At 59.8% G+C, this 26,686-nt stretch carries 19 protein-coding genes and 3 pseudogenes; 13 read left to right on the forward strand and 9 right to left on the reverse strand.

The features are described from left to right. The first annotated feature begins 233 nt into the window (after nt 1-233). From AC1DXW_RS13070 to AC1DXW_RS13125, 12 genes and pseudogenes are all read left to right on the forward strand, one after another. Nucleotides 234-983: an electron transfer flavoprotein subunit beta/FixA family protein gene (locus AC1DXW_RS13070; protein ID WP_477760068.1), complete on the forward strand. Its 750-nt coding sequence runs from the start codon at nt 234-236 to the stop codon at nt 981-983. Then, nucleotides 983-1,921 carry an electron transfer flavoprotein subunit alpha/FixB family protein gene (locus AC1DXW_RS13075; RefSeq protein WP_477756376.1) on the forward strand — a complete coding sequence of 313 codons (939 nt, stop codon included), beginning with the start codon at nt 983-985 and terminating at the stop codon, nt 1,919-1,921. The genes AC1DXW_RS13070 and AC1DXW_RS13075 overlap by 1 nt, the downstream gene beginning before the upstream one ends. 10 nt (nt 1,922-1,931) lie before the next feature. Next, nucleotides 1,932-2,789, forward strand: coding sequence for a formyltetrahydrofolate deformylase (purU, locus tag AC1DXW_RS13080; protein ID WP_046035443.1), 858 nt, complete (start codon nt 1,932-1,934; stop codon nt 2,787-2,789). Nucleotides 2,790-2,848: 59 nt separating this feature from the next. Beyond that, on the forward strand, nt 2,849-5,299 hold the full coding sequence (locus tag AC1DXW_RS13085; protein ID WP_477760069.1) for a GcvT family protein: 2,451 nt from the start codon (nt 2,849-2,851) through the stop codon (nt 5,297-5,299). A gap of 405 nt (nt 5,300-5,704) precedes the next feature. Beyond that, the gene (locus tag AC1DXW_RS13090) at nt 5,705-6,799 is read left to right on the forward strand and encodes an ABC transporter ATP-binding protein (RefSeq protein WP_477760070.1); all 1,095 of its coding nucleotides are present in this window, start codon (nt 5,705-5,707) and stop codon (nt 6,797-6,799) included. 31 nt (nt 6,800-6,830) lie between these two features. Next, the gene (locus AC1DXW_RS13095) at nt 6,831-8,111 is read left to right on the forward strand and encodes an ABC transporter permease (RefSeq protein ID WP_477760071.1); all 1,281 of its coding nucleotides are present in this window, start codon (nt 6,831-6,833) and stop codon (nt 8,109-8,111) included. Between the two features lie 3 nt (nt 8,112-8,114). Next, the gene (locus AC1DXW_RS13100) at nt 8,115-8,963 is read left to right on the forward strand and encodes an ABC transporter permease (RefSeq protein ID WP_477753214.1); all 849 of its coding nucleotides are present in this window, start codon (nt 8,115-8,117) and stop codon (nt 8,961-8,963) included. Between the two features lie 73 nt (nt 8,964-9,036). Beyond that, nucleotides 9,037-10,044, forward strand: coding sequence for an ABC transporter substrate-binding protein (locus AC1DXW_RS13105; protein WP_256594895.1), 1,008 nt, complete (start codon nt 9,037-9,039; stop codon nt 10,042-10,044). Nucleotides 10,045-10,081: 37 nt separating this feature from the next. Then, a complete protein-coding gene (gene folK, locus AC1DXW_RS13110) occupies nt 10,082-10,861 on the forward strand; it encodes a 2-amino-4-hydroxy-6-hydroxymethyldihydropteridine diphosphokinase (protein ID WP_477753215.1) in 780 nt (259 codons plus the stop codon). Between the two features lie 74 nt (nt 10,862-10,935). Next, the gene (locus AC1DXW_RS13115; protein WP_432783427.1) at nt 10,936-11,337 is read left to right on the forward strand and encodes a GlcG/HbpS family heme-binding protein; all 402 of its coding nucleotides are present in this window, start codon (nt 10,936-10,938) and stop codon (nt 11,335-11,337) included. A 117-nt stretch (nt 11,338-11,454) separates the two neighbouring features. Then, complete coding sequence (glyA, locus tag AC1DXW_RS13120) at nt 11,455-12,711, forward strand: serine hydroxymethyltransferase (RefSeq protein ID WP_477760072.1); 1,257 nt, start codon at nt 11,455-11,457, stop codon at nt 12,709-12,711. Between the two features lie 53 nt (nt 12,712-12,764). Beyond that, a pseudogene (locus AC1DXW_RS13125) lies at nt 12,765-12,848 on the forward strand (serine dehydratase beta chain); the annotation flags it as partial. 467 nt (nt 12,849-13,315) lie between these two features. Here AC1DXW_RS13125 and AC1DXW_RS13130 read toward each other — a convergent pair. After that, nucleotides 13,316-13,510 (reverse strand): annotated as a pseudogene (locus AC1DXW_RS13130) (dicarboxylate/amino acid:cation symporter); the annotation flags it as partial. 184 nt (nt 13,511-13,694) lie between these two features. On the opposite strand from AC1DXW_RS13130, the pseudogene AC1DXW_RS13135 reads away from it, so the two are divergent. Continuing rightward, nucleotides 13,695-13,859, forward strand: a pseudogene (locus tag AC1DXW_RS13135) (helix-turn-helix domain-containing protein); the annotation flags it as partial. 127 nt (nt 13,860-13,986) lie between these two features. Here the strand turns inward: AC1DXW_RS13135 and AC1DXW_RS13140 are convergent. From AC1DXW_RS13140 to AC1DXW_RS13175, 8 genes are all read right to left on the reverse strand, one after another. Next, a complete protein-coding gene (locus tag AC1DXW_RS13140) occupies nt 13,987-14,820 on the reverse strand; it encodes an SDR family NAD(P)-dependent oxidoreductase (RefSeq protein ID WP_223510780.1) in 834 nt (277 codons plus the stop codon). A 79-nt stretch (nt 14,821-14,899) separates the two neighbouring features. Beyond that, a complete protein-coding gene (locus AC1DXW_RS13145; RefSeq protein WP_477753218.1) occupies nt 14,900-15,193 on the reverse strand; it encodes a hypothetical protein in 294 nt (97 codons plus the stop codon). A gap of 18 nt (nt 15,194-15,211) precedes the next feature. Next, a complete protein-coding gene (locus tag AC1DXW_RS13150; RefSeq protein ID WP_477760073.1) occupies nt 15,212-17,710 on the reverse strand; it encodes an efflux RND transporter permease subunit in 2,499 nt (832 codons plus the stop codon). Between the two features lie 28 nt (nt 17,711-17,738). After that, entirely contained in the window at nt 17,739-18,812 is a 1,074-nt protein-coding gene (locus tag AC1DXW_RS13155) for a WD40/YVTN/BNR-like repeat-containing protein (RefSeq protein WP_477753220.1), read from the reverse strand. 92 nt (nt 18,813-18,904) lie between these two features. Next, nucleotides 18,905-20,263, reverse strand: a complete 1,359-nt coding sequence (locus AC1DXW_RS13160) for a DUF1329 domain-containing protein (protein ID WP_477753221.1) — start codon at nt 20,261-20,263, stop codon at nt 18,905-18,907. Between the two features lie 39 nt (nt 20,264-20,302). Continuing rightward, nucleotides 20,303-22,240 carry a DUF1302 domain-containing protein gene (locus AC1DXW_RS13165; protein ID WP_477753222.1) on the reverse strand — a complete coding sequence of 646 codons (1,938 nt, stop codon included), beginning with the start codon at nt 22,238-22,240 and terminating at the stop codon, nt 20,303-20,305. A 63-nt stretch (nt 22,241-22,303) separates the two neighbouring features. Beyond that, nucleotides 22,304-23,470, reverse strand: coding sequence for a thiolase C-terminal domain-containing protein (locus AC1DXW_RS13170; RefSeq protein WP_477753223.1), 1,167 nt, complete (start codon nt 23,468-23,470; stop codon nt 22,304-22,306). A 162-nt stretch (nt 23,471-23,632) separates the two neighbouring features. Further along, nucleotides 23,633-26,299, reverse strand: a complete 2,667-nt coding sequence (locus AC1DXW_RS13175; protein ID WP_477753235.1) for a helix-turn-helix transcriptional regulator — start codon at nt 26,297-26,299, stop codon at nt 23,633-23,635. Nucleotides 26,300-26,686: the final 387 nt, after the last annotated feature.

The raw sequence follows: 26,686 nt of genomic DNA on the forward strand, positions 1-26,686 counted from the left end.
TGGATAGCGGCTATTAGCCGAGCTGATCAAAGGAATTGCTCTCTGCTTGGTGCACTTTGCCCGACGCTTGCGTCGGGTTTTTTTTGTTTCAGCGCAAAACAAAAAAGGTGACCTGCAAGACGCATCGACGAATAAGCTCTGCTTATCTATGTACCAAATATAGATCGTTTGTAATAGGGTATAGGGGCTTATAGCATCGGATTCCAGAGGTTTGGACTTATTCGGAGGTTGCTATGAAGGTGCTGGTGGCGGTGAAGCGTGTCGTAGACGCCAACGTCAAAGTCCGTGTCAAAGCGGATGAATCTGACGTTGAGTTAAGCAACGTAAAAATGTCGATAAACCCCTTCTGCGAAATCGCTGTGGAGGCCGCACTTCAGTTGAAGGAAAGCGGGCAGGCCAGCGAAGTCATCGCCGTATCGGTGGGCCCTGATGCTTGTCAGGAGCAGTTGCGAACCGCACTGGCAATGGGCGCAGACAGAGCCGTGCTGATCAAGACGGGTAGCGATCTGGAGCCTCTTGCGATTGCCAAGCTTCTCTACACCGTTACCCAGCGCGAAGAACCCGGCATTGTTCTCCTGGGTAAGCAATCCATTGATGGTGATAACAATCAGACCGGTCAAATGCTTTCCGCATTGATGGGCAGCGCTCAAGGCACCTTCGCTTCGCAAATCAACGTCGTCGGTGAGTGGGTCAATATCATTCGTGAGGTCGACGGTGGACTGGAAACCAGAAGCTTGCGGTTGCCCGCAGTGATCACCGCTGATCTGCGCCTGAATGAGCCACGCTACGCCTCACTTCCCAACATCATGAAAGCGAAGAAAAAACCACTGGAGGTCATTGATGCCAGCGACATCGGTGTCGATATCGCTCCTCGTTTGAAAGTCATCAAGGTCTCGGCGCCGCCTGAGCGTAAGGCAGGCATTCGTGTGAGTAGCGTTCAAGAACTGGTCGAGAAGCTGAAGAACGAAGCGGGGGTGATCTGATGGCTGTGTTATTGATTGCTGAGCACCACGAGGGGGCTCTTAAGTCGGGCACCTTGAACGCTCTTTCAGCGGCTGCGAGCCTTGGGGCCGACGTCGACGTTTTGGTAGCAGGTCAGCAAGCGGGCAGTGTCGCGGAGGCGTTGGCTGCGTTTGCAGGTGTGAGTTGCGTACTGATTTCAGATGCGCCTGAGTATGCCGATCAAGGTGTCGAGAATGTGGCCGCTCTGGTTACCGAGCTGGTGAAGACCTCGACCTATGGTCATGTCATTGCCGCCTCTACGGCGTACGGCAAAAATTTGCTTCCTCGTGTGGCTGCATTGCTGGATGTCGCCCAGGTCAGTGACGTTGTGGAAATCGTTTCCCCGAACACATTCGTTCGGCCGTACTACGCCGGTAATGCCCTGGCGACCGTTGAAAGCTCTGACGCAGTCAAGGTGCTGACCGTCCGCACCACGGCGTTTGCAGCTGCCGAACGGACGGTGGCATTGGCGCCCATCAAGGCCATTTCTGTCTCTCACGACACCGGTCTTTCCAAATTCTTGAGTGCCGATTTCAGCGTCTCTGATCGGATCGAACTGACCTCGGCCAAGATCGTCATTTCCGGTGGCCGTGGCATGGGTAGCGGCGACAACTTCGCGCTACTGGAAAAAGTCGCCGACAAGCTTGGTGCCGCAGTGGGTGCCTCTCGCGCAGCCGTCGATGCAGGTTTCGTCTCCAACGATATGCAGGTTGGCCAGACAGGCAAGATCGTGGCGCCTGACTTGTACATCGCTGTCGGCATCTCGGGTGCAATTCAACATTTGGCCGGCATGAAAGATTCCAAAATCATCGTCGCGATCAACAAGGACGAGGAGGCGCCGATTTTCCGCGTTGCTGACTACGGCCTGGTTGCCGATTTGTTCGAAGCAGTTCCGGCTCTTGAAGCTGCCCTGTCCTAAGGAGTCTGAAATGAGCGCCAAGCGTACCTATACATTCGCTTTCGATTGTCCAGACCGGGTGGGAATCATCACCCGCACGGCGGGTCTTTTCGCCAGTCATGGCGGTTGGGTTGAGGAAGCCTCGCAGTTCTCTGACGAAGAGAGCAATCGCTTCTTCAGTCGCATGGTTGTTCGCGCGGAGACCCTGCCGTTTGACATCGAAGTGTTGAAACGCAAAGTCGAACCGCTCGCACAAGAGATGTCGATGAACTGGCGTCTGGTCGACAGCGACCAGCGCAAGCGCGTGGTGCTGATGTGCAGCAAAGGCTCGCACTGCATGACCGATCTGCTCGATCGCTGGAAAACCGGTGACCTGGTCTGTGACATCGCCTGCGTTATTTCCAACCATGAGGATTTGCGCAGCCTAGTTGAGTGGTACGGCATTCCATTCGAATACGTACCGGTCGACAAAGATAATAAGGCTGCAGGGTTTGCCAAAACCGAACAACTGATCGATGAGTACCGCGCGGACTGCATCGTTCTCGCTCGTTACATGCAGATTCTTCCGCAGAACCTGTGTGAAAAATACCGCCACAAAGTGATCAACATCCATCACAGCTTCCTGCCCTCGTTCATCGGCGCAAAGCCGTATCACCAGGCGTCGCGTCGTGGAGTAAAGCTGATCGGCGCGACCTGTCACTACGTGACCGAAGACCTCGACGAGGGGCCGATCATTGAGCAGGACGTCGCGCGCGTCAGCCACGAACAGTCTGTCGATGATCTTGTGCGGTTAGGCAAAGACGTCGAAAAAACCGTATTGGCCCGTGGGCTTCGAAACCATCTCGAAGATCGCGTGCTCGTGTACGGCAATAAAACCATCGTGTTCTAAGCACCCCCCAATCGTCGAGCCAGTTGCCCTGCCTGGGGTGCTGGCCCTGGAGTTTTAAAATGAGCAATACCGTTCCGAGTTCGGCTCGTGTCGTCATCGTCGGTGGTGGGGTTATCGGGTGCAGCGTTGCATACCACCTGACCAAACTGGGCATCAAGGATGTTGTGCTGCTGGAGCGCAAGACGCTGACCTGCGGCACGACCTGGCATGCTGCCGGCCTGGTGCCGACCCTGCGCGCGACCTACAACATGAGCATGCTGGCGAAGTACAGCGCTGGTTTGTACGAGGGCCTTGAAGCAGAAACCGGTCAGGCCACTGGCTTTGTGCGTAACGGTTCCTTGAGCGTCGCGACTCACCAGGAACGTTTCACCGAACTCAAGCGCGGCGCGTCGATGGCCAAGCTTTGTGGCTTTCCCTGTGAAGTGGTCAACCCTGAGCAAGCGCTTGACCTGTGGCCACTGCTGAACATCGAAGACATCGTCGGCGGCGTGTATTTGCCACTGGACGGTGTGGTCAACCCGGTTGATGTCACCCAGGCACTCGCCAAGGGCGCTCGAATGGGCGGCGCAAAAATCATTGAAAACACCCAAGTCCTGGACATCAAGATCAAGGATGGCAAGGCCGCCGGCGTCGTCACGGCTCAGGGCGATATCGACGCTGAGTTCGTGGTGAACTGCGCTGGTATGTGGGCGCGTAATTTCGGCAAGAAAGCCGGGGTCAACATTCCCCTCCACGCCGCAGAACACTACTACGTGGTCACGGAGCCGATGCCGGAAATCAACGGCATCATGCTGCCGACACTGCGTGACCTGGACTACTACAACTACTTCAAGACCGACGCCGGCAAACTGTTGATCGGCACCTTTGAGCCCAACGCCAAACCTTGGGGGCATGAAGGCATTCCTGATAGCTTCAGTTTTGATGAATTGCCGCCTGATTTCGATCACTTGGAACCCTACCTGGAAGCGGCCATTCGCCGAATCCCAGCGCTGGAAAAGACCGGGCTGCAAGTGTTCTTCAACGGTCCTGAAAGCTTTACCCCCGATGACCGCTACCACTTGGGTGAAGCACCTGAGTTGCGTAACTATTTTGTCGCCGCGGGCTTCAACTCGGTGGGCATCCAGTCAGCGGGCGGCGCCGGCAAGGTACTTGCCGAGTGGATCGCCAAAGGTCACGCCCCAATGGATCTGTGGGACGTCGACATCAAGCGTAATTTGCCGTTCCAGGGTAACTCTCAATACCTGTACGACCGCACCACGGAAGGGCTGGGCTTGTTGTATGCCATGCACTGGCCATTCCGTCAGTTCGAGTCCGCCCGTAACGCACGCAAAAGTATCCTCCATGACCGTTTGGTGGCCGCCAATGCCTGCTACGGCGAAGTGGTCGGCTGGGAGCGCGCGAACTTTTTTGCACCGCAGGGTGAGAAGCCGGAATACGGGTACAGCTGGGGTAAACAAAACTGGTTCGAGTGGTCGGCAGCCGAACACAACGCGGTTCGCAAAACCGTCGGTCTGTTTGATCAAAGCTCCTTCGCCAAGATATTGGTCCAGGGTCGCGATGCGATGTCGGTGCTCAACCGCATTTGCAGCAACAACATCGATGTCGAGCCGGGCAAGATCGTTTACACCCAGTGGCTTAATGAGCGCGGTGGTATCGAGGCCGACCTGACCGTGACACGACTTGAGAAGGAGTCGTTCCTCATCGTCACCGGTCCATGGACGCAGACTCGCGAGCTGAACTGGTTGCGCCGCAACACGCCGGACGAGGCCAATGTTGTCTACACCGATGTCACCTCGTCGATGGCCGTGATCAGCGTGATGGGCCCCAACGCTCGCAACTTGCTGCAACCGCTGACCACCGACGACCTCTCCAACGAAGGCTTCCCGTTTGCCACGTCCAGGGAGATCGAACTCGGCTATGCCCGCGTACGAGCGTCGCGTATTACCTACGTGGGCGAGTTGGGCTGGGAGTTGTACATCCCGACTGAATTCGCTCCGGATGTATTCGACCGAATCGTCGCGGCGGGGGAGCCTCACGGCTTGAAGTTGTGTGGTTATCACGCCCTGAACTCCCTGCGTATCGAGAAGGGCTATCGCCACTTCGGCCACGACGTGGTGGAGGAGGACACCCCGCTGGAAGCCGGGCTGTCGTTTGCCTCGGACTTCAACAAGGCCGGCGGTTTCATCGGCAAAGAGGCCTTGCTCAAGCAGAAAGCCGAAGGCGTGAAGAAACGCATGGTCCTGTTCAAGTTCCTCGATCCAGAAGCTACCAACTATCACGAAGAACCGATCTATCGGAACGGAGAGATCGTCGGCCGCACGACCTCTGGGATGTACGGCCATTACATCGGCGGCAACGTCGCCATGGGGTATGTCTGCAACGCCGAAGGTGCAACGGCTGACTGGGTGAAAGAAGGCAAGTACGAGATTGAGGTGGCGACGAAGCGGTATGAGGTTGAGGCCAGCCTTCGTGCGTTCTACGACCCTGAAATGAACAAAATCAAGTGCTGACCCCCCTGGGCCAACCGTATTAGCGGCGGTCAGGCACGGTATAGAAACGTCATAACAACAAGTCGATTGAGTCGCGCAGTGCCCGGAGGTTCGACTCCGGGCCAGGCGCAAAAATCGCCGGAGACAACCATGAATGCAAAATGCATCGTCAGGTCGAAGTCGTCGACAATCCAACAGGGTTCGCAACTTCGTGCCGCTCCATCACACCTTATCGATTCCGGGCTCGCCCTGAGCCTTTTCTGCCGAAAGATTCCTCTTGAGTTTGCCGCGTCGACCATCAGACACGGGCGTCCGTACGCCTGATCGAAAGCAGTCCTGAGTCCACGCGAACAAGAGAAACCGTGTGAGCGCCGCTAAAGACGGCTTCGCACTTAGCTGATCAAAGAATTGCAGAAGGGTGTTCACATGCAAACAGAATCCTTTGTGAGTTTTCGCAATGTGCAGAAGAGCTACGATGGCGAAAACCTCGTGGTCAAAAACTTCAATCTGGATATTCAGCGCGGCGAATTCATCACCATGCTTGGGCCGTCTGGCTCTGGAAAGACAACGTGCCTGATGATGTTGGCGGGTTTTGAAACCGTCACTCACGGTGAAATCTCCATCGACCGACAGCCGGTTAACGATATCTCGCCACAGAAACGCGGAATCGGCATGGTCTTTCAAAACTATGCATTGTTCCCGCACATGACCATTGCTGAGAACCTGGCTTTTCCACTCAAGGTCCGCGGCCTGTCTTCAAGCGACATCCAGGGCAAAGTTAAGAAGTCCCTGGACATGGTCGCCATGGGGCCGCTGGGCAATCGCATGCCGGCACAACTGTCCGGCGGGCAGAAACAACGAGTAGCCCTGGCTCGCGCGCTGATTTTTGAACCTCGCCTAGTGCTCATGGACGAACCGCTCGGCGCGCTCGACAAACAACTGCGTGAACAAATGCAGTACGAGATCAAGCGCCTTTCCAAGCAGCTGGGCATTACCGTTGTTTACGTCACCCACGATCAGACTGAAGCGCTGACCATGTCTGATCGCATTGCGGTGTTCAATGATGGTGTGGTTCAGCAACTGGCCAATCCGTCCGACCTGTACGAGAAACCCGAGACCGCCTTCGTTGCCAGCTTCATTGGTGAAAACAACCGGCTGACGGGGGAGGTCATCGAACGCGATGGCGATTACTGCCAAGTGCAAGTCGGCAACCTTCGAGTGAAGGCCGTTGCGGCGAAATCCGCGAGTACTGCCCGTGGCACGAAAACCAYCTTGTCGATTCGCCCAGAGCGCGTCTACCTCGATCCGGCCGACGGTCAATGTGAAAACCGGCTACCGGCAAAAATTCAAGAGCTGATCTATCACGGGGACCACCTTCGTTTGCGGTTAAGCGTCGCGGACCAAGATGACTTCATCGTCAAAGTGGTGAACGGCGTCAACCAGTCGACGCCGACTCCCGGCGCCCTGGTGACCGTAGGGTGGCGTGCTGACGACTGTCGAGCGCTCAACACCGTTATCTAACTTTCGTCACCGCTCACACGGAGATCACTCCATGAATCGCCCTGTAATGTCTGAAGGGCCTGCGGATCGGCTGTTTGTGCAGCCGAAGGTTGGCCAGTCAATAAAGGAAAGCCTGGACAAGGCCGAGCGTCGGAACAAGTTCAAGTCCGTGCTACTGGTGTTGCCACTGCTTGCGTTTATCGCCGTCTTCTTTCTCATGCCTATTGGCGACATGCTAATGCGCAGCGTGCAAAACGGCACACTCGCCGACTACATGCCTAACAGTGCGGTCGAGTTGAAGCACTGGGAGCGGCACGCGCTGCCTGAGGAGAAGACGTTTGCAGTCCTCGGCAACGATATTCTCGCACTGCTCAAATCGCAGAACCTGGACCGGGTCGGGACTGACTTGAATCGCGTGCAAAGCGGCATGAAGCTGCTGTTGAACAAGACGGCGAGAGGCCTGGAAAAACAGAGTCAGGCTGGGATCACCGAATTCAAGCCGCTAATGATCAGCATCGACAAACGCTGGGGTGAAACCGCAACGTGGTCGCAGCTCAAGGTAATGGCGCCCTCGATTTCCGCAGTGCATTACCTGGCGGCGCTGGATCGTCAATACGACGATAACGGCGACATCGTCCAGCAGCCAGAAAGCCGGCAGATCTATGTCGACAACCTGCTGAAGACGCTTGCGGTCAGTGTCGCGATCACCTTCATCTGCTTTCTGCTGGGCTATCCGCTGGCGTACTTCCTGGCCAGCTTGCCGGACCGCTTCAGCAACTTGCTGATGATCCTCGTGCTACTGCCGTTCTGGACATCGTTGCTGGTCCGGACCAGCGCCTGGATCGTGATTCTCCAGTCAAACGGGGTTTTCAACGATGTCCTTCGCAGTCTCGGCATCATCAATCAGCCGCTCGATCTGATGTACAACCTGTACGGCACGATCATCGCCATGACGCATATTCTGCTGCCGTTCATGGTGCTGCCGCTTTACAGCGTCATGCGCGGTGTCGACCAGATCTACATCCGTGCTGCGCACTCCATGGGCGCCAGCTCCATGCGTACCTTTTTCAAGATCTACTTTCCGCTTTCCCTGCCAGGCGTCAGTGCAGGGGGGATTCTGGTCTTCATTCTCGCGGTTGGTTACTACATCACGCCTGCACTTGTGGGTGGCCGAACCGGCCAGATGATCAGCAACTTCATCGCTTATCACATGCAGACGTCCTTGAACTGGGGGCTGGCTTCGGCAATTGCCAGCCTGCTTCTGGTGGTGGTGCTGCTGATGTACTGGGTCTACGACCGATTCGTAGGCATTACCAATATGAAGTTGGGGTGAGCCATGAGCCTTCCAAATTACATCGGACCTTTCGAACGCTGCTGGTTTTTCACCGTGCGCGGATTTGCCCTGCTCGTGCTGATGTTTCTGGTGGTACCGATTCTAGTAATCATCCCGTTGTCCTTTAACGTCGAGCCGTATTTCAGCTTCACGTCGGACATGCTTCGTCTGAAACCGGAGGCATTTTCCTTACGCTGGTATCACCAGCTGATCAACGACCCGCTTTGGGTGCTGTCGATCAAGAACAGTTTCCTGGTGGCGTGTGGTGCAACAGTGATCGCTACCGCGCTCGGTACGCTCGCATCCATTGGGCTGAGCCGCGCTGACCTGCCGTACAAACGCCTGCTCACTGGCATTCTGATTTCGCCGATGATCGTCCCAGTGATTATTTCAGCCGCTGGCATGTACTTCTTTTACAGCAAATTGGGGATTGGCCAGAGCCTGCTCGCGCTGATCCTGTCGCACGCTGTGCTGGGTACACCTTTCGTGATTCTGACCGTCACCGCAACGCTCGTGGGGTTCGATCATTCACTGACCCGCGCCGCCGCCAGCATGGGCGCATCGGCAACCTATACGTTTTTCAACGTGACGTTTCCGCTCATTCGCCCCGGCATCATTTCAGGCGGGCTGTTCGCATTCATAACTTCGTTCGACGAGGCGGTGATCGTTCAGTTTTTGGGGGGAGTCGAGCAGCGCACCATCCCTCGTCAGATGTGGTCCGGAATGCGTGAGCAGATCAGTCCCACGATTCTCGCTGCTGCAACGTTGCTGATCATTTTGTCTGTCTTGCTGTTGCTGTCTATCGAAGTCCTGCGCCGTCGTTCGCTCCGCGTTCGTGGAATCACTAATTGATCTGAGATCTAGGGAAGCAGTTATGAAAAAGATGTTGATATGCGCGGTAACAAGCCTCGCGTGTGTGTCTGCGATGGCGCAAGAGAATCTGACGATTGTCACATACGGTGGCTCATTGGCGGCTGCCCAGACCAAGGCAGCGATCAAGCCATTCAGCGAGAAAACTGGAGTGAAAACCACGCTGGAGGATTACTCCGGTGGCATCGCTCAGCTCAAGGCTCAAGTCGATACCAAAAACGTCACCTGGGACGTCGTCGACATGGAATTACCGGATGCCGTTCGGGCGTGCAATGCGGGGCTGTTCGAACGTATCAACCCGAGCAAGGACCTGGAAGCGGGGACGGGCGGCGCCCCGGTTGACGTGGACTTCATCTCCGGCGCCGTCACCGACTGTGCGGTGGCAAACATCATTTGGTCGACGGCGGTCGCTTACAACGTCAACGCGTTCAAAGGTGAGCAGCCCGCAACGCTTAAGGATTTCTTCGACCTGAACAAATTCCCTGGCAAGCGTGGCTTGCGCAAGGCGCCTCAAGGCACGTTGGAGTGGGCACTGCTGGCCGATGGGGTGCCTCGTAATGAAGTGTATTCCACCTTGGAAACCGAGGCGGGTATCGAGCGGGCATTCGCCAAACTCGACTCGATCAAGAGTCAGGTGATCTGGTGGGAAGCAGGTGCCCAGCCGCCGCAGTTGCTTGCGGACGGCCAGGTCGTAATGACCTCGGCATGGAATGGACGTATCTGGACGGCTCAGACCCAAGAGAAGCAACCGTTCAAGATTATCTGGGACGGTCAGTTGTACGACATGGATGTGTGGGCTGTGCCGGCCGGCAGCAAGAACAAAGCGCGGGCCATGGAATTCCTCAAGTTCGCCACGAGCACCCCGGTGCTGGCTGAGCAAAGCAAATACATCGCCTATGGCCCGACGCGTAAATCGTCGCAAGCCCTGGTCAGCGAGGAGATGAAACCGCATCTGCCGACCTCCCCGGAAAACTTCAAGACAGCATTACAAATGAATGCCGAGTGGTGGGGTGACCATGCCGACGAACTCAATGAACGCTTCAATGCCTGGCTGACAAAGTAAACCTTTGCCGTTACAGCCTTCTCAGGAGTCCAGCGCCATGTCGACTTTGATTTACCTCGGGTTAGGGAGTAACCAGGACCGAGATCATCATTTGGGGCTGGCGTTGGATTTCCTGGCCGCATTGCTAGTGGATGTTCAGTGCTCCCCGGTCTATTCCTCTGCGGCTGCCGGCTGTGTGGGCGACGATTTTTTTAACCTTGTTCTGTCCGGACGCACTGAACTATCGCTGGGCCAGTTGAGTGATGTTCTAAAGCGTTTTGAGGCCAGATACGCGCGCGTGCTGGCTCCTCGAATCGTCTTACCGGTGGATATCGATATTTTGCTGTACGGGGATTTTGTGGGCGTTTATGAGCATGGGGTACTGCCAAGGTCGGATCTCATCGATAGACCTTACGTGATGATGCCGCTTGCTGTGCTCGCTCCGGAGGGAGTGCATCCCGTCACCGGTAAAACCTGGAAAACGACCTGGCTTGAGTTCGAGCGGGACATGCCTGCCGAGGAAATACCTGTCCTTGTAGCCAGCGACGGGCTGACCCTGGACAAGGGTAGAAAAACAGCTGGGGCGGATGATTTTGTGATGGCGCAAACGCTTAAATCACTACGTCTTCGACAAGGCCTTACACAGCGCAAACTCGCCGAAAAAGCACGGGTTACCCATAGCTCCATATCTGTCATAGAAAAGAATCAAGCAAGCCCCGGGGTTAACACGCTGGGCAAGATCCTGTCCGCGCTATCGACTTCACTGCCTGAGTTCTTTGCAGAGATTGAGCGAGGAGGTGCAGAAGTAAAACCCAAGAAGAGAATTCTGGAGTTCTGAACAAATAGGGTTGGAGTGGTTTTAATTCATCAAATCTGAGGTCGAAGACAATGAAAATGGTACCCAGACTGACAATGGCTGATGCTCAACACATCATGCAAGCTTGCCTTGCGAAAGCCAAGGAGCTGGCGGTTGATATGGACATCGCCATTACCGATGACGCCGGTCATCTGATCATGTTTCAGCGCATGGATAATGCGCGGATCACCAGTATCGACATTGCCATCAGCAAATCCTTCACTGCTGCCGCCGCACGTAAATCGACGCGCGCCTATGGCGACATCAGCGTGCCAGGCAAGCCGGCCTTCGGCATCAATACCAGCAACCAGGGACGCTTTTCCATTGTCGCCGGTGGGCTGCCGCTCTTCATGCAAGAGTTCATCGTGGGTGGGGTAGGGTGCAGTTCAGGTACTCCCGATCAGGATGAGATTGTGGCGCAAGCAGGCGTCAATGCCTTTATCGCCTATATCAGCTGACCAACTCAAACATTCAAAAGTCGTTCATCCGGCGCGTTCACGTTCGCTGTTTGAACCGTTTCTGCGCGCTGGATTTCCTGATTCGAACAAAAATAAAAGTTGAAGGAGAGATAAGCAATGTTCAGCCAGCAAGACCAAATCCAGGGCTACGATGACGAACTGCTGAGTGCGATTGACGCCGAAGAGCTCCGTCAGGAACAGCATATCGAGCTGATTGCTTCAGAAAACTACACCAGTCAGCGGGTGATGGAAGCCCAGGGCAGTGGGCTGACCAACAAGTATGCTGAAGGTTACCCAGGCAAGCGTTACTACGGCGGCTGCGAGCACGTCGACAAGGTTGAGCAGTTGGCGATCAACAGAGCCAAGGAATTGTTTGGTGCAGATTACGCCAACGTTCAGCCGCACTCCGGTAGTCAGGCTAATGCCGCTGTTTACCTGGCACTCCTCCAGCCGGGTGACACTGTATTGGGGATGAGCCTGGCTCACGGTGGACATTTGACTCATGGTGCCAAGGTCAGTTTCTCCGGTAAGCTCTACAACTCGGTGCAGTATGGTATCGATACCGTGACGGGGTTGATTGATTACGACGAGGTGGAACGACTGGCGGTCGAGCATCAACCGGAAATGATCATCGCCGGGTTCTCCGCTTACTCAAAAACCCTGGATTTCCCGCGCTTTCGCGCCATCGCTGATAAGGTCGGCGCCTACCTGTTCGTCGATATGGCCCACGTGGCCGGATTGGTGGCGGCCGGCCTGTATCCGAATCCGCTTCCCTACGCGCATGTAGTCACGACTACCACTCACAAGACGCTACGCGGTCCCCGTGGTGGTTTGATTCTTGCCAAAGGTAATGAAGACCTTGAGCGCAAACTCAACGCGGCAGTCTTTCCAGGCGGGCAGGGCGGCCCATTGATGCATGTGATCGCCGCGAAGGCTGTGTGCTTCAAGGAAGCGCTGGAGCCTGGATTCAAAGCGTATCAACAGCAGGTCATCAAAAACGCCAGGACGATGGCAAACGTATTCATCCACCGAGGTTACGATGTGGTTTCGGGTGGAACCGACAATCATCTGTTTCTGGTCAGTCTGATTCGTCAGCGTCTGACGGGTAAGGATGCCGATGCTGCGCTGGGCCGAGCAGGCATTACCGTGAACAAAAATGCGGTGCCGAACGACCCACAGTCGCCGTTTGTGACTTCCGGCCTGCGAATTGGTACTCCTGCGGTTACCACACGTGGATTCCAGGAGCCAGAATGCAGCGTCCTTGCCAGCTGGATCTGCGACATCCTCGACAAACTCGGTGATGCCGAGGTAGAGGTTCGTATCGCTCGCCACGTTTCAGAGCTGTGCGAACGCTTTCCGGTCTACAAAGCCTGATCATCCACCAGCGTTAGCTGCGGAACTAAGTATGCCGCTGGAGTGTTTTTGATCTGTTAAAGGTTGGCGTCGGCCCTTCCAGTTCGCACGCTGTCGGGCCGATGCGTGCAGCCGTGCGCTTTGCAGAAGGACTGAGGGACTGAGGGACTGAGGTTTGTTGGAGCAAGTGGAGAGTGTCCGGGTATGGCTATACGATTCTCTCGGCGCCAATCAGTCGATAAAAGGTCCCCTTTTTGGTGGTTAGGGCCAGGTACGTAATCCAGTGCTTGGCCTTGTGCTTTAATTTCTCTCAGTGGCTTGGCCTGAGAGCTGAGCCACTGCCCATGATGTGCACTCCCGGTATCCAGTACCCGCGAACTACATTAAGCACTGGGAAGGTTAGCGGTCCGTTATCGGCCAATCTTCGATGTCCCCTTTTGGCCGATTTCTGCCCGTCGCGAAGCACTACAAAGCGACCTCAAACGAACATGCTTTGCTCATGAAAGTCTTCAGTGCCCGCAGAAATTTTTTTGAATAAAAAAGGGCCTTTTAAGGGCCCTTTACAGTTAGAGAAAATCAGTAATTTCAAGGAGTTTTCACTTCCCATCAACAGGCCATTGATCGGTTAAAGCGCTGCCTCTGGATTACGCCCGAACACTCGGCTGTATTCGGCCTTTGCAGTCTGTTCGGTAAACTCCCCCGACCACTTTGAGACCACCACCGTCGCCACGCTATTGCCGATGGTGTTGCAGGTGGCGATGGCCATGAAGCGATACACCCCGAACAGCAATGCAAGTCCTTCCACTGGCAGCACGCCGACCCGCATGCCGGGTGGTGTGGCAGGGGTACGGTCTATGAAGACCGTCCCCTATGCCGATCTTGTGTGGAACGTAGGATTTATCGTCCTATGGTCGCTTCTGCAGTGCCACGGTTGAAAAAAACGCGGTCTCCAGTATCGAGACCGCGCTCACGCTTAATCGTCAGAATGCCATGCCCACTTCCGGCGGATTTTTGAAGATGCCATGGGCATGCCGCCGCATCGTTATATTCTGAGTGTGCGGCTGGAGCAGGCGCGCAAGCTGCTGAGCATGTCCAGCATGTCCAGCATGTCCAGCATGTCCAGCATGCCGATTGCCCGCATTGCCCAGGAGAGTGGGTTCAGCACCTGAGGGCCTGTTTTCGGGCTGCGCATGCGGTGACGCCAGCCAAGTATCGTACGGCCGTTGCTGCTGGCGCCGAGCGGTAAAGCACTCCTTGTCGAGTGCGGGGCGTTGCCAACTCGGCGTCTGCTGCACCTCAGAGATAGCCGGCCTTGCGGGCGTTGCCAAGCGTCACCTTCTGCAACAGGCGCCGCGAGATGCGCTTGAGGTGAAAGGCCAGGCTCGCATAAGGACCGCTGAGCACCAGGGTCTTACCGGTTTTCACGGCTTGTAGCACGTCGTTGGCCACGACATCCGGGGAGCATCCCTCGCGGGCGTAGTAGCTCTGCAGGCGCTGCAACTGCGCCGAGGTCATGCCCGGGGAAGTAGCGCTGCCGCTGGTGGTGATGGCAGTGTTGATCACCCCCGGACAGACGTCGGTGACCACTATCTCGCTACCGGCCAGTTCCATGCGCAGCACATCGCTGAGGCCGGCGACGGCCGCCTTGGAGGCCGCATAGGCTGCCATGGACGGCGCCGGGGCGAAGCTCGCCGTGGAGGAGACATTGACCACCTGGCGCGCGCCGCCGGCGGCCAGCATGTGCGGAATGAACAGGTGGCAGCCGTAGACCACGCCCATCAGGTTGACGTTGATCACCCGCTGCCAGTGGGCCAGGTCGCTGTCGAGGAACTTGCCGAGGTGGGCGATGCCGGCATTGTTGTAAAGCACGTCAGGTGCCCCCAGTTCGGCGATCACCTGCTCGCAGAAGCCCCGCATGGCCGCTTCGCTGCTGACGTCGACCGTGTAGATGTGGCATTGCACATCCAGCGCGTGGATTTCTTCCTGCAGGCTCCGCAGCGCGTCGAGCTGCAAGTCGCTGGCGATGATGTGGGCGCCCTCGCGGGCGAAGGCAATGGCGGACGCGCGGCCGATGCCGGAGGCCGCGCCAGTGATCAGGATCTGTTTGCCTTGCAGTTGTGCAATTGCCATGGGTAGCTCGCTGGTTGGAATGTCTGTTGGTGAGGTCTGTGGATCAGGCATTGATTGGCTTGATGGAAGGCGATTGGGTTCAGCTCTGCTCCCCGAGCACCGTCATCGCAAGTTCGTCGAGATCGAGCACCGCGTGACTGAGGTAGAACTCGGCGCCGCCCTGCGCGCGACCTTTATCCTGTTGCAATTCGGCGCGCACGAAGCGGTAGCTGGCCCTGATCTTGGCCAGCACCTCGGTGTGCGTGGAATGCTCGACCAGCAGGCCATCGAAACGCTGTTCGATGGCGCCGTCGAGGGCCTGCACCTGTGCAGGCGTCAGGGCAAATCCAGTCTTGTTCGGCAGCGGGTAGCGGCGCAGCTGGTAGTCCAGCAACAGGCCGGTGCCACCGGCTCATGTCACCGCCTCGGCGTTGCTCTTGGCAGGCGCGGCGCCATCCGCTGGAATCGGCTTCATCTGCGCCTGAGCCGGCAGCAGGAAGTGCGACAGCGCCGGGATCAGGATCAGCGCACCGAGCATGTTCCACAGGAACATGAAGGTCAGCAGGATGCCCATGTCGGCCTGGAACTTGATCGGCGACCAGGCCCAGCAGATCACCCCGGCCGCCAGGGTGATGCCGACCAGCCCCACCACCCGCCCGGTGAAGGCGACCGCGTTCTGGTAGGCGTCCGACAACGACATGCCATGGCGCTGGTAGTGCAGCTGCACGCTGAGCAGGTACAGCGCGTAGTCCACACCTATGCCCACGCCCAGGGCGATCACCGGCAGGGTGGCGACCTTGACGCCTATGCCCATCACCACCATCAGCGCCTCGCAGAGAATCGAGGTCAGCACCAGCGGCAGGAGCGCCACCAGCGTCGCGCGCCAGCTGCGGAAGGTGATCAGGCAGAACAGGATCACCGCCAGGTAGACGTACAGCAGCATGGTGCGGTTGGCTTCGCGCACCACGATGTTGGTCGCGGCCTCGATCCCGGCTGAGCCTGCGGCCAGCAGTAACTGGCGATCTTCGGTGCTGTTTTCCCGGGCGAACTTGTCGGCAATGGCCACCACCGCGTCCAGGGTTTCTGCCTTGTGATCCTTGAGAAAGGCGATCACCGGCATCAGCGAGCAGTCGGTGTTGAATAGCTCGGGGGCGTTGACCGAGGCTTGTTGCGCGGCGTAGTTGAGCATGTCCTGGTTGCGCTGGATGCTGTTGAGCTTGGGGTTGCCCTCGAAACTGCCGGCGGTGATCTGGCGCACGGCGTTGACCAGCGATACGGTGGTCTGCACCCCCGGATGCTGTTGCAGCTCCCAGGCCAGGCGATCGGCCAGGACCAGGGTCTGGTAGTTCAGGCAACCTTCCGGGGCGGTCTTGATCATCACCGCGAACATGTCGCTGGAAAGTGCGTAGTGGCTGGTGATGTAGGCATTGTCGCGGTTGTAGCGCGAGTCGGCGCGCAGCTCGGGCGCGCCGCTGTCGAGATCGCCGATCTGCAATTGAAGGCTGACCATGAAACCGCCGATGCCCATGAGCACGGCCACCAGCACGGTGCAGGTGGCCCACTTGCGCGTGGTGAAGCGGTCAAGCAGATCCCATAGCTTGCCGAAGCCACGGTGCTCGACGGCGCGGTTGTCGATCTTTAGCGCGCGGTCGGCGGCCTTGCGCCCGACGCCGACGTAGGACAGCGCCACCGGCATCATCAGCAGCGAGGTGAAGATCAGCACGGCCACGCCGATGCTGGCGGTAATGGCCAGGTCCTGGATCACCGGGATGTCGATCAACATCAGCACGGCGAAGCCCACGGCGTCCGCCAGCAGCGCGGTGACTCCGGCAATAAACAGGCGGCGGAAGGTATAGCGAGCGGCGATCAGCTTGTGGGTGCCGCGGGCGATGTCCTGCATGATGCCGTTCATCTTCTGCGCTGCATGGGACACGCCGATGGCAAATATCAGGAATGGCACCAGCACCGAGTAGGGATCGATGACATAGCCCAGCCAGGCGATTATGCCCAGCTGCCAGACCACGGCCATCAGTGAACAACCGACCACCAGCAGGGTACTGCGCACACAGCGGGTGTACAGGTAGATGATCAGCAGCGACGTGACCACGGCCAGGCCGAAGAACATCATGACTTGAATAAGGCCGTCGATCAGGTCGCCCATCAGCTTCGCGAAGCCGATCACCCTGATCTTGTACTTGCCCGTGCCCTCCTCACCCGACGCGCGCGCGGTGCTGTCCCCAGCGTACTCGATCTTGTCACGCAGGCGCTGCTCCAGCAGCTTGGAAAACTCGTGGTAATTCAGGCTCTTGCCGGTGGCCGAGTCCTTGTCCAGCAGCGGTACGACCAGCATGGTCGACTTGAAGTCGCTGGCCACCAGACTGCCGACTATGCCGGCGCGGTTGATGTTCTGCTGCAGCTGCTCGATGTCGCTCGCGCTACCCTTATAAGAGTCGGGCATCACCGGACCRCCCTGGAAGCCTTCTTCGGTCACCTCGGTCCAGCGTACCGCCGGGCTCCACAGCGACTTCATCCAGGCACGGTCGACGCCCTCGGTGAGGAACAGCTCGTCATTGACCTGCTTGAGCACGGCCAGGTACTCGAGGTCGAAGATGTCACCCTGGGTGTTCTCTACCACCACCCGGACCGAGTTGCCCAAACCCCGTAGCGAGGCGCGGTTCTCCAGGTAGTTCTGGATGTAAGGCTGGCTCTGGGGAATCATCTTCTCGAAGCTGGGGCGCAGTTCCAGGCGGGTCAGCGTCATATAGCCCAGCACCAGAGTGATTAGCGCCATGAACAGGATGAACGGCCCCCGGTGGTTGAAGACCAGTCGCTCCAGCCGATTGCCGGAGCGGGGGTCGAAGTCAGCCAGGTCGCGGATCACCGGCATGGTGTCTTGTTGGATTTTGCCCATGTAGGGATACTCGCTCGTATTCTTCTGGTTATTGGGCAGGCAGGCTGCGTACGCCGCGCGCACCAACCAGGATCAGCGCACCATTGGCGGCCTGGATCGCACCGGCGACCGGGGCCTGCTGCGCTTGCGGCAACAGGCGCAGCCGCGGCTGGCTGTCCTCGGCCAGCAACTGGTGGCCCGCCTGGGTGAACAGCCGATAGTGGCCCTGGGCATCGACCAGCGCGGCGGAAAAGCTGATCTGCAGATCGGAGGGGCGTGCCTGCCAGGTATAACCACCGTCACGGCTGTACAGAACATTCCCGCGCAAGCCATAAACCAGCACCTCCCCGGGTTTGCCGATAACGCCGAAGAAGCTGCCCTTGTAAGGCGTTTCCAGCGCGGTGAAACGTTCGAGAATGGCATCCCACTTGCGCAGCAGACCCTGTTCGCCCGCGATATAGAGCGCGTCGCCAGTGGCGGCGATGGCATTCAGGTGCAGGCCCTGGGGGTTGTCGGTGCGGTCCTGGAATGGCGTCCAGCTCTGCCCACCATCGGTGGTGCGCAGAATCAGGTTGAAGACGCCCACCGCGTAGCCGAGCTGCTCGTCGGCGAACCAGACGTCGAGGAAGGGCTTATCGGCACCCTCGTCGACCAGCCGCTGGCCGGCAGCGGCCAGAATGGCCCACTTTTCGTTGCCTGGCTCGGCGGCGGCCAGGGTGCTGTAGTGCTTGAGTACCAGCTCACCGATCTGGCGGCCATCGAGCTGCTTGCTCCAGGTCAGGCCGGCGTCGCTGCTGTGCAGGATCACGCCGTCATTGCCCACCGCCCAGCCGTGCTTGGCGGTTGGAAAATACACGGCATTCAGATCGGAGCTGACCGGCACGGCGGCCTGTTGCCAGGTCTTGCCGGCATCATCGGAATAGAGAATATGGCCACGCTGGCCAACGCTCACCAAACGTTCACCCGCACGGGTAACGTCCAGCAGGGAACTGCGCAGTGCCAAGGCACTCGCCTTGGCCGGCAGGTCCAGCACGTCGACATAGCTGGCAGCCTGAGCGACAGCCTGCTGTAGCGTCAACGTGGCGCACAGCACGAGCAGCACGCATTTGTTGAAAGAACACATAGTGCGTCCTCTTGGAAAAAGGTCTCCGAAAGGCATGGACATGCACTCCGGCGTAAAGTCTGCCCGGCGTTACCCGGGCAGGCGGAGTAGCTTCAGCGGATCCCCGCGCCGGCCAGCGACTCGGAAGACCACTGCGCGTTGGACAGTGGCTTGCTGTACTTGATGCCGCCGTACGGGCCGGTAAGGCCGCTAACGCTGTAGCTGCCACCGATCAGGTCATAGTTGACGTAGGGTGTGGCATCCGGGACCTGCTGGTCATAGCTCTGGCTGAGGAAGGCAAAGGCCCCCCGGTACAGCTGGCCGCGGGCGTCGTACTGGTCCGAAGCCAGGGCGATCCAGGTGTCCTCGTCCAGGTAGAAACGGCGCTTGTGGTAGATATGGCGGGCGCCCTCCTTGAGGGTGGCTTCGACCACCCAGACGCGATGCTTCTCCCAGCGCACGGAGCTTGGTTCCATGTGGTTGGCCGTGAGCAGCTTGTTGGCGTCGGTCGCATAGGTCACCCGGTAGGCGTTATAGGGCACGATCAGTTCCTGCTTGCCCACCAGCTTCCAGTCGTAGCGGTCCAGCGCACCAAGAAAGACGAAGGCGTCATCGTAAGTCGCCGCACCGGCGGAGCCCGGGTCGGGGGTATCGTAGGCCAGGCTCGGCGCCAGCTTGACCCGGCGCACGCCAGGCAGGTACTGCCAGGCGCGCCGCGGCTGGACCAGTGGGTTGACCGCGTCACGTAGCACGATCGCTTCGCCGGCACGGCGGGCCGGGCCGGTGTACATCAGCTTGATCTGATAGTAGGTATCCTGGGCTTGCATCGGCTTGTTCAGATCGTCGTATACCGCGTAGTTCACCCAGGCGTTGCCGGTGGCAGCCAGGCTGGGCTGGCCACTGCTGTCGACAAACCAGTTGTCGAACTTGCTGGAGATGTTCATGCCCTGGTAGCGCAGCAGGTGGTTCCACATGGCCTCGGCGCCGGACTGCGGGATCGGGAAGGGGGTGCCCGGCAGCGCGTTCTCGATGGCGTTGCCACCTTCCGTGGACTTGGTCGTGACGGCGTTCTTCAGGATGTTGTCCAACACACCCTTGGGGATGGAAGCACTGCGATGGGTCGGGTAGACCTCCATACGGAAGCCGGGATAACGCTTGGCCAGTTCGACGGACACGGCAGTCAACTGGTCTTTGTACTGCTCGACGTTCTTGCCGTCGATCACCAGCAGCGGCTTCTCGTTGGCGAACGGATCGGGACGCATGCTTTCGCCGGGCTTGTAGCTGGCCGGCGGGGTAGTCAGACCGCCCTCGTAGGCCGGGATGGAGCCGTCGGCGTTGCCGGCCTTTTCCGCGCCGATCAGCGTCAGCTCGGCGCCGAGCTTGGCGGCTTCTGCAGTGGAGACGGCCGCTTGGGCCGGACCTGCGAGGGTCAGCGCCAGGGAGGCGGCCAGAAGCGTATGCACGAATTTCATCTTGTTGTTCTCCTGCTTAGTAGCTAAGCCGTTCGTGGATCAAAAGGTGGTCTTGAAGGTGAGGTACATGGCGGCGCGGTCCTCGGTGGCGCCTCCACCGGTGAACGCCGTGTAGCCACCGGCGTAGCAGGTGTAATCCTGTTCAGTGTCGAACGCGTCCGGCGTAGTGCCATCGGTCTGACCGTCGTCGCAGGACTGACTCTTGCCGAAGGCGTCTACGTACTTGAGATCGACGTAGTACTTGTTGTAGATCGCCGCACCGAGGCCGATGGCATAGGTGCCCGCGCCCTCCGCACCGCCGGCCACCACCGGTGAAACGCCGTCGACGCCGACGTTGAGTGACAGCGGTGCGCTCAGGTCGACACCCGGAAATACCTGGTACCAGGTCGGGGTGAAGTTGACCGCCAGGCCCCAGTTGTCGCGGGTTGGCTTGTCGATGCCGCGGTAGCTGCTCTTGCCCTTGTAGAGCGCCTCGTTCTCGCTATCGAGGCTGATCAGCCTGCTGTAGTACAGCTCGCCGAGCAGAGTGGCTGAATCGAACAGCGGGGTGTCGGCGATGGTCATCAAGCCATTGAGGGTCCAGTGCAGGGTATCGCCTGTGGCGCTCAGGCTGTCGCCATCCCGGGGCGTGCCATAGACGACACCCGTGCCCGCCGTGCGCGGCGGAATAACCATGAAGCCATTACCAAGGCCCAGGGGGCTGGTTGAACTCAGCACGGCGGGGATGCTGGCCAGTGGCATGTTCTGCCGGAAGTTGAGATCGCTGCCGACACTGACGCCGCCGAACTCCTTCGATAGGCTGATGCCGTAGATGTTGATGTCATCGCCATAGGCGAACTGGTAAGTGCCGGTGCCGAGCGAGTTGAGCAGGTTGGGAAATGCCCCCGCTGGTAGCGGGAGTGCCCCGGCGGTTGAGAGTGACGAGGTATTCAGCCATGCCTGCGGAAGAATGTCCGAGGTTTTACGGTAGTAGAATCCGAGGGTGCCATCCAGCCATTCAGGCGACCACTTGGCCATGACCCCCCAATCGCCACGGTCATCCGGGGTAAGGTCCTTGCCACGACGAACGCTGGTCAGGGCATTTTGCAGCAGGAAACCCGGGGTGCCGGTATGGCCGAGCAGGAATGATTGAGCGCCTTGTCCAAGCAGGTCGGAACCACCGTAGTAGGTGCCGGCCTCTGGCAGGCGGGCCTCGTCCCAGCTCAGGAAGTACTGGGCACCGATGCTCAGCTCCGGGTTGACGGTGAAGCTGGCGGAAATCTGGTTGCGTGGGATGAACAGCTCCTTGGCCTCGGTGCCAGGGGACGCCGACAGCTTGGCCAAATCCAGGCCGGCCTGGCCATAGCTGACCGAATGCACCGGATTGAGGATAGTCTCGCCCCAGAACACGTTGTGCTGGCCAGCCTTGATGCTCAACAGTGATTCCTCACCCACTTCGGTGCTGTAGAACACGAAGGCATCGAGGATCTCGCCGGAAGGGCCGCTGTAGTAACGCTTGGCATATCTGCTCAGGTGCGGGCTGCCAAAGCCAACACCGTCCGCGGTAATCAGGGGCGTGCGTGGGTCTACCAGCACCTGGCCAGACTGGGCGCCATTGCCGTTGACGAACGGGTTGGAATTGGAGCCGGTATTGTCATAGGCCTTGTCGTACCAGCTGGCGGCACTGACGCGAAACCCCATGGCTTTCTGGTAGACGACGTCTAGTTCGCTGAGCAGGTCGACGCGGTTGGTGATATTGGTCCCGGACTTGCGGAAGTTGTAGTCGCCGTCGTTGCTGTTAGGCGTAGCGAGCATGCGCTTGTCGGCGCTCTCGGTGCGCACGCCGTAGTTGTACTTGACCGTGTTGTCGAAGCGCACCGACCAGTCTTCGCTGCCGGTGTCGAACTCGAAGGCCTGGGCGGCTGGCATGGCGGCCGCCAGAATGGCCGAGGCCAGCAGGCTTTGCCGCAGGTTGAGGTGGCTGTTATTGCTTTTCATGGGCTGATGCACCTTTTTGTTGTCGTTGTTGGTTGTGCGGCAGACATTTCGGTCTAACGGCCGTTACGGGGAAAGCCGTTGCAGGATGCTGAGAGAGACCGCGCGGCCTAACGCCGTGCTGTGCTGCAGGGCGGTTCTGGCCCTGCTCAACTGACGAGGACCCGCCACGCCACGCAGTTGCCAGACCAGTTCGACCAACTGGGCGATACCAGTGGCGCCGGGTGCGTGGCCGCGGCCGAGCAGGCCGCCGGACGGGCAAACCGCCACACCGCCGCGGTCACCGTTATGCCGGCCCTGGGCGAAGGCGGCGAGCTGATCCTCACGGCAGAAGCCCAGGGCGGCACAGTTGATCAGGTAGTCGCCGACGCTTTGGTCATGCAGCTCGACCAGGTCGATATCTTCCGGGCCGAGACCGGCCAACTCGTAGGCACGGGTCGACAGGCGCCGGGTAGCGGCGCGGCCCAGCACGTCGAGTGCACTGAACGACTCCTGGTCGGCATCGTTTTCGCCGCCGCGCAGGCTGACCAGGCAGGCGATATCGGCACGCAGCCCGTAGCGCTGGGCGAACGACGGCGTGCACAGGATCAGGACGGCGGCACCGCATGCCGGGGCACTCAAGTAAGGGGCAAGCCAGCTATCGACCTCATCCAGCTGGTTGAACAGGGCATAGGGATTGAGGCGTGCCTGGGTTCTGGCCCCCAGCACAACCTGTTCGTAGATGGCCTCCGAGACTCCCAGACCGGTGAGCAGATGGCTGTTCTGGGCGGCGAACAGTTCTGCCGGATGTTGCCGTCGTTCCAGCTGTTCGAGGGCTTGATGGTTTTCCGCCGTGAGGTCCTGCGGTTTGCCCGCGCGTTCGCCCAGATCGAAGAACGCCCGGCTGGAAATGCCTGCCGGCATGGCTTCACAACCAACCACCAGCACGCACTCGGCCTCGCCCGCAAGCAGGCTCTGGCGCGCCAGGTGAAAGGCTGCATGTCCAGAGACGCAGCCATCGCGGACATTGACCAGGCTGGTCCCGATCAGTCCGAGAGGCGCCATCAAGCGCTCGCCGATGCCCGAGCCGGAGTGCACGCAGGCGAAAAAGGTCTGGTCGATCAGATCGAGATCGAGGTCCGTGTCGGCCAAGGCCAGGTTCACCGCCGACTTGGTCAGTTCAGTGGCATTGCCACTGCCCAATGCGGTGAACGGGGTCATGCCAACACCTGCGATCAGTACCTTGTGCGTCATCGTCTCTGTCCCGAGGTCGATAGCGCGACGCTGCAATCGGCGTCGCACCGAGCCGTCAGCAGACCTGCCGGCGGTTCTTCATGGGATCGAGATTATTCCCGGCGCACTACTTTGCCCCCCCCGGCGATGGGGGGGGCTGTGCAAGAGGTCGGGGAGAGGCTGCTAGGGCTGCAGAATGCCCAGCAGATAGGCGCGATCGAGCACATGCTTGCGGTTGCCGGCCTGGAACTTGCCGAACAGGTTCTTCATGTGCCATTTCACGGTTTCTTCGCCGACCTCCAGGGCCAGGGCGATCTGCTTGTTCGACATGTTGCGCGCGAGCAATTGCAAGACCTCGCGCTCCTTGGGGGTGAGCATCCGGCTCGGCGAGACGCTCACCGTCGAGTGCTTGCGGGGCGGGCCGGGCGCTGCGGCGGGTGGCTGCACGGCGGCCGTCGGGGCATTGCCCTGTAGCTGGGCCGCCCAGGCCGGCAGGTCCGGGTGGGTGTCGGCGAGAATCCGCAGCAGGCCGTATTCTTCGGCCAGACTGACGGCCTCGCGCAGGGCCGGCACACCGTCCTCGCCGAGACGCTGGCGGGCAAGTGCCTGGAGCAGCAGTATCTGTACGCTTTCACGGCCACGGCGCAGGCGCTCGGCCAGTGGCGCGGCCTGCTCCAGCAGCGCCAGTACGCCGCTCCAGTCATGGCTGGAGACGCAGGCATAGACATGCCCGAGTTGTGCGTACAGGGCCAGTTCGGGGCCCAGCAGACCGCTTGGTTCGCGGACGAAGTCGGGCAGCAGTTGGTCGAGGCGCTGCCACAGGGCCTGGCAGGTTTCGCTGTGGCCGCGCAGGGCGTGCTGGCGCAGCTGTTCGGCCAGCGCGCTGATGCACAGGCGTGGCATCTGCCGGGTCTCGCCGATGGCGAACAGTTCGTCGAGCAGGTCGTGGGCGCGGTGGGTCTGCCCCTGCAGGGCCGCCAGGCGGGCCGCGCTGACATAGCCCTGGACGATCGCCTCGGGGGCGGCCAGGCGCGCCAGCAAGTCCAGGCGATTGGCGAGTACGGTGCTGGCCTCGATCTGGGCGTCGCGTTCGAGCAACACGTTGGCCAGGGTCGTGGCCATCAGCAAGGCGATGCCGCTGCGCCGGCCGATATCCTGGTCGGCCTGGCTCAGGCTGGCGCGCAACGCCCGCTCGGCGCTGAGCATCTGGCCCTCCCAGAAATACGACAAGCCGAACTGCCAGTCGCGATGGCCGCGTACGGCATCCATGCCGGAGGTCCATTCGAAGCGCGGCGCATTCTGGCAGTAATGGCGGGCACGCTCGGTATGCCCCGCCGCCAGGGCTAGGCGAATCCTGTGGTTGGCCAGGATGGCCTGCAACTTGATGGAAAAGGCGGGCGCCTTGTCCAGCCAGGGTTCGATGATCTGCTGCGAGGAATCGGGGTGGTCGGCGGAAAAGGCGGCGGTCGAGAGGATCGCCGCCGCTTCGCACTGCTCTTCTGCGCTGGCGTTCGGGTCGCTGCCGACCTGCTCGATCATCTGCACGGCCTGCGTCTGGTGCCCGCTCAAGGCCAGTGACCAGGCCACGACCAGGCGCAGGCGCGGACGCCGCTCGACTTCGTGACTGGGCAGTTGCTCGATCCAGTCCAGCGTCCGGGTAAAGTGACCGCGCAACATCAATTCGTACAGGCAGCTCTCGGCCAGTGCATAGGCTTGCCTGGTTTGCCCGGCCAGCAGTGCCTGGCGCGCGGCGGCCTCTGGCAGGCCATGGCCAGCGAGCCATTCGGCGGCGCGCTGGTGTAGCAGTTGACGCTCTGCTTCGGGCAGTGCGGCGAAGCGGCTGCGCAGCAACTCCTGGGCCAGCGGATGGATGCGCAACCAATCGCTGTCCACGCCCTCGATCAGGATCGGAGTGCTGCTCAGCAGCTCTTGCAGCCATGCCGCGGCGCGTTCATCGGCGAGCAAGACGACGCACAGTTGCGGATGGACCATCTCGAACAGCGAGATGCGCGTGAGGAAGTCGGTCTGCTGCTGCGAGAGGCGGGACAGCAGCGAGTCGATGAAGAAATTCTGCCGATTGCCATTGCTCACGGCCAGGTCGCGAATGGCGCTGTGCAGGTCGCTGCTGCGCTCGATCGCCGAGATCGTCAGTTGCAGGCCGAGCGGCCAGCCCTCGGTGATCTCGTGCAGGTGTGCGCAGTCGTCCAGTTCCAGGCGCTGGCCGAAGCGCGTCGCGAGCAGGGCGAGGGTCTCGTCGAGGGTGAAGCGCAGGTCATCGACGCCGACCACGCCGAAGTAACCCTGCGCGAGCAGGTCGGCCATCGGCAGGGTCATGCGTCCGCGCGAGGCCATGGCCACGCGCAGGTTGGCGGGTGTGTTGCGCAGCAGGTAGGTCAGCGAGTGGCGTGCCGTCGCCTCCGGCAGGCTGTGCGCGTCATCCAGAATCAGCAGGGTTTCGGCACCCAGGTCGGCGATTTCGGCCAGCCAGCTGGTCAGCTCGTCGAGGTCGTCGAGGTCGTCGGCGCCCTTGCCGAAGAGGCTGGAACTACTCTGGGGCATTACTGGTCGACCGCTGCCGACCGCCTTGGCAACGGCCAGGCCGTGAGCCAGGCGCAGCGGATCATCATGCTCGTCGAGGGCCAGCCAGATCACCACGCCGCCCTGCGCCAGCCAGTCGCGGCGCCACTGGGCGAGTAGTTGGGTCTTGCCAAAGCCCGCCGGTGCCTGCAGCGCGATCACTGCCTTGTCGGCCAGCTCGGCGGAGTCCAGGCTCAGCCGGGGGCGCGCCGTGGCGGACTTCTGCAAGCGCGGCGGGGTGGCCTTCAGGACCAACCCGGGTTCGGTACTCACTAGGCTCAAGTGCTGTTCTCACGGTTGACGGAGTGCGGTCTCCAGCTGGCTACGGTGCGCCGCTGGCGGTTCTTATTGTCGGACCATTCTGTATCCGTTTCCGCCGGCTGGCGATGCTGCCGGCACGCGATGCGATCTTTTCATTTGGCCATTGCCGACGAACAGAAGTCCAGACGTTCGTTGCGCCGAGTCTGATCGGGTTCCGACGCCCCCCCCATCGAGGGGGGCGGAGCCGCAGTCCGGGCGGCCTATGGTGGCAACGTCGAAGGGTATGGCTGACTGCTGCTCCCCCTCCGCGCCAATTGCACAGGCATCTGGAGACCCCATGAACGCTCGAATCCTGGCAGCACCCCTTGCTGGCATCCCGCCTGACCTGCAGCGGCCTTC

Source organism: Pseudomonas sp. P4_C4, assembly GCF_056402055.1.

What these genes read in the sequence shown, in the direction of transcription:
- AC1DXW_RS13100 (WP_477753214.1), top strand. Translation starts at nt 8,115, where the DNA reads ATGAGCCTTCCAAATTACATCGGACCTTTCGAACGCTGCTGGTTTTTC.
- glyA (WP_477760072.1), top strand. Translation starts at nt 11,455, where the DNA reads ATGTTCAGCCAGCAAGACCAAATCCAGGGCTACGATGACGAACTGCTG.
- AC1DXW_RS13070 (WP_477760068.1), top strand. Translation starts at nt 234, where the DNA reads ATGAAGGTGCTGGTGGCGGTGAAGCGTGTCGTAGACGCCAACGTCAAA.
- AC1DXW_RS13170 (WP_477753223.1), bottom strand. Translation starts at nt 23,470, where the DNA reads ATGACGCACAAGGTACTGATCGCAGGTGTTGGCATGACCCCGTTCACC.
- AC1DXW_RS13095 (WP_477760071.1), top strand. Translation starts at nt 6,831, where the DNA reads ATGAATCGCCCTGTAATGTCTGAAGGGCCTGCGGATCGGCTGTTTGTG.
- AC1DXW_RS13140 (WP_223510780.1), bottom strand. Translation starts at nt 14,820, where the DNA reads ATGGCAATTGCACAACTGCAAGGCAAACAGATCCTGATCACTGGCGCG.
- AC1DXW_RS13165 (WP_477753222.1), bottom strand. Translation starts at nt 22,240, where the DNA reads ATGAAAAGCAATAACAGCCACCTCAACCTGCGGCAAAGCCTGCTGGCC.
- AC1DXW_RS13155 (WP_477753220.1), bottom strand. Translation starts at nt 18,812, where the DNA reads ATGTGTTCTTTCAACAAATGCGTGCTGCTCGTGCTGTGCGCCACGTTG.
- AC1DXW_RS13160 (WP_477753221.1), bottom strand. Translation starts at nt 20,263, where the DNA reads ATGAAATTCGTGCATACGCTTCTGGCCGCCTCCCTGGCGCTGACCCTC.
- folK (WP_477753215.1), top strand. Translation starts at nt 10,082, where the DNA reads ATGTCGACTTTGATTTACCTCGGGTTAGGGAGTAACCAGGACCGAGAT.
- AC1DXW_RS13115 (WP_432783427.1), top strand. Translation starts at nt 10,936, where the DNA reads ATGGCTGATGCTCAACACATCATGCAAGCTTGCCTTGCGAAAGCCAAG.
- AC1DXW_RS13075 (WP_477756376.1), top strand. Translation starts at nt 983, where the DNA reads ATGGCTGTGTTATTGATTGCTGAGCACCACGAGGGGGCTCTTAAGTCG.
- purU (WP_046035443.1), top strand. Translation starts at nt 1,932, where the DNA reads ATGAGCGCCAAGCGTACCTATACATTCGCTTTCGATTGTCCAGACCGG.
- AC1DXW_RS13105 (WP_256594895.1), top strand. Translation starts at nt 9,037, where the DNA reads ATGGCGCAAGAGAATCTGACGATTGTCACATACGGTGGCTCATTGGCG.
- AC1DXW_RS13085 (WP_477760069.1), top strand. Translation starts at nt 2,849, where the DNA reads ATGAGCAATACCGTTCCGAGTTCGGCTCGTGTCGTCATCGTCGGTGGT.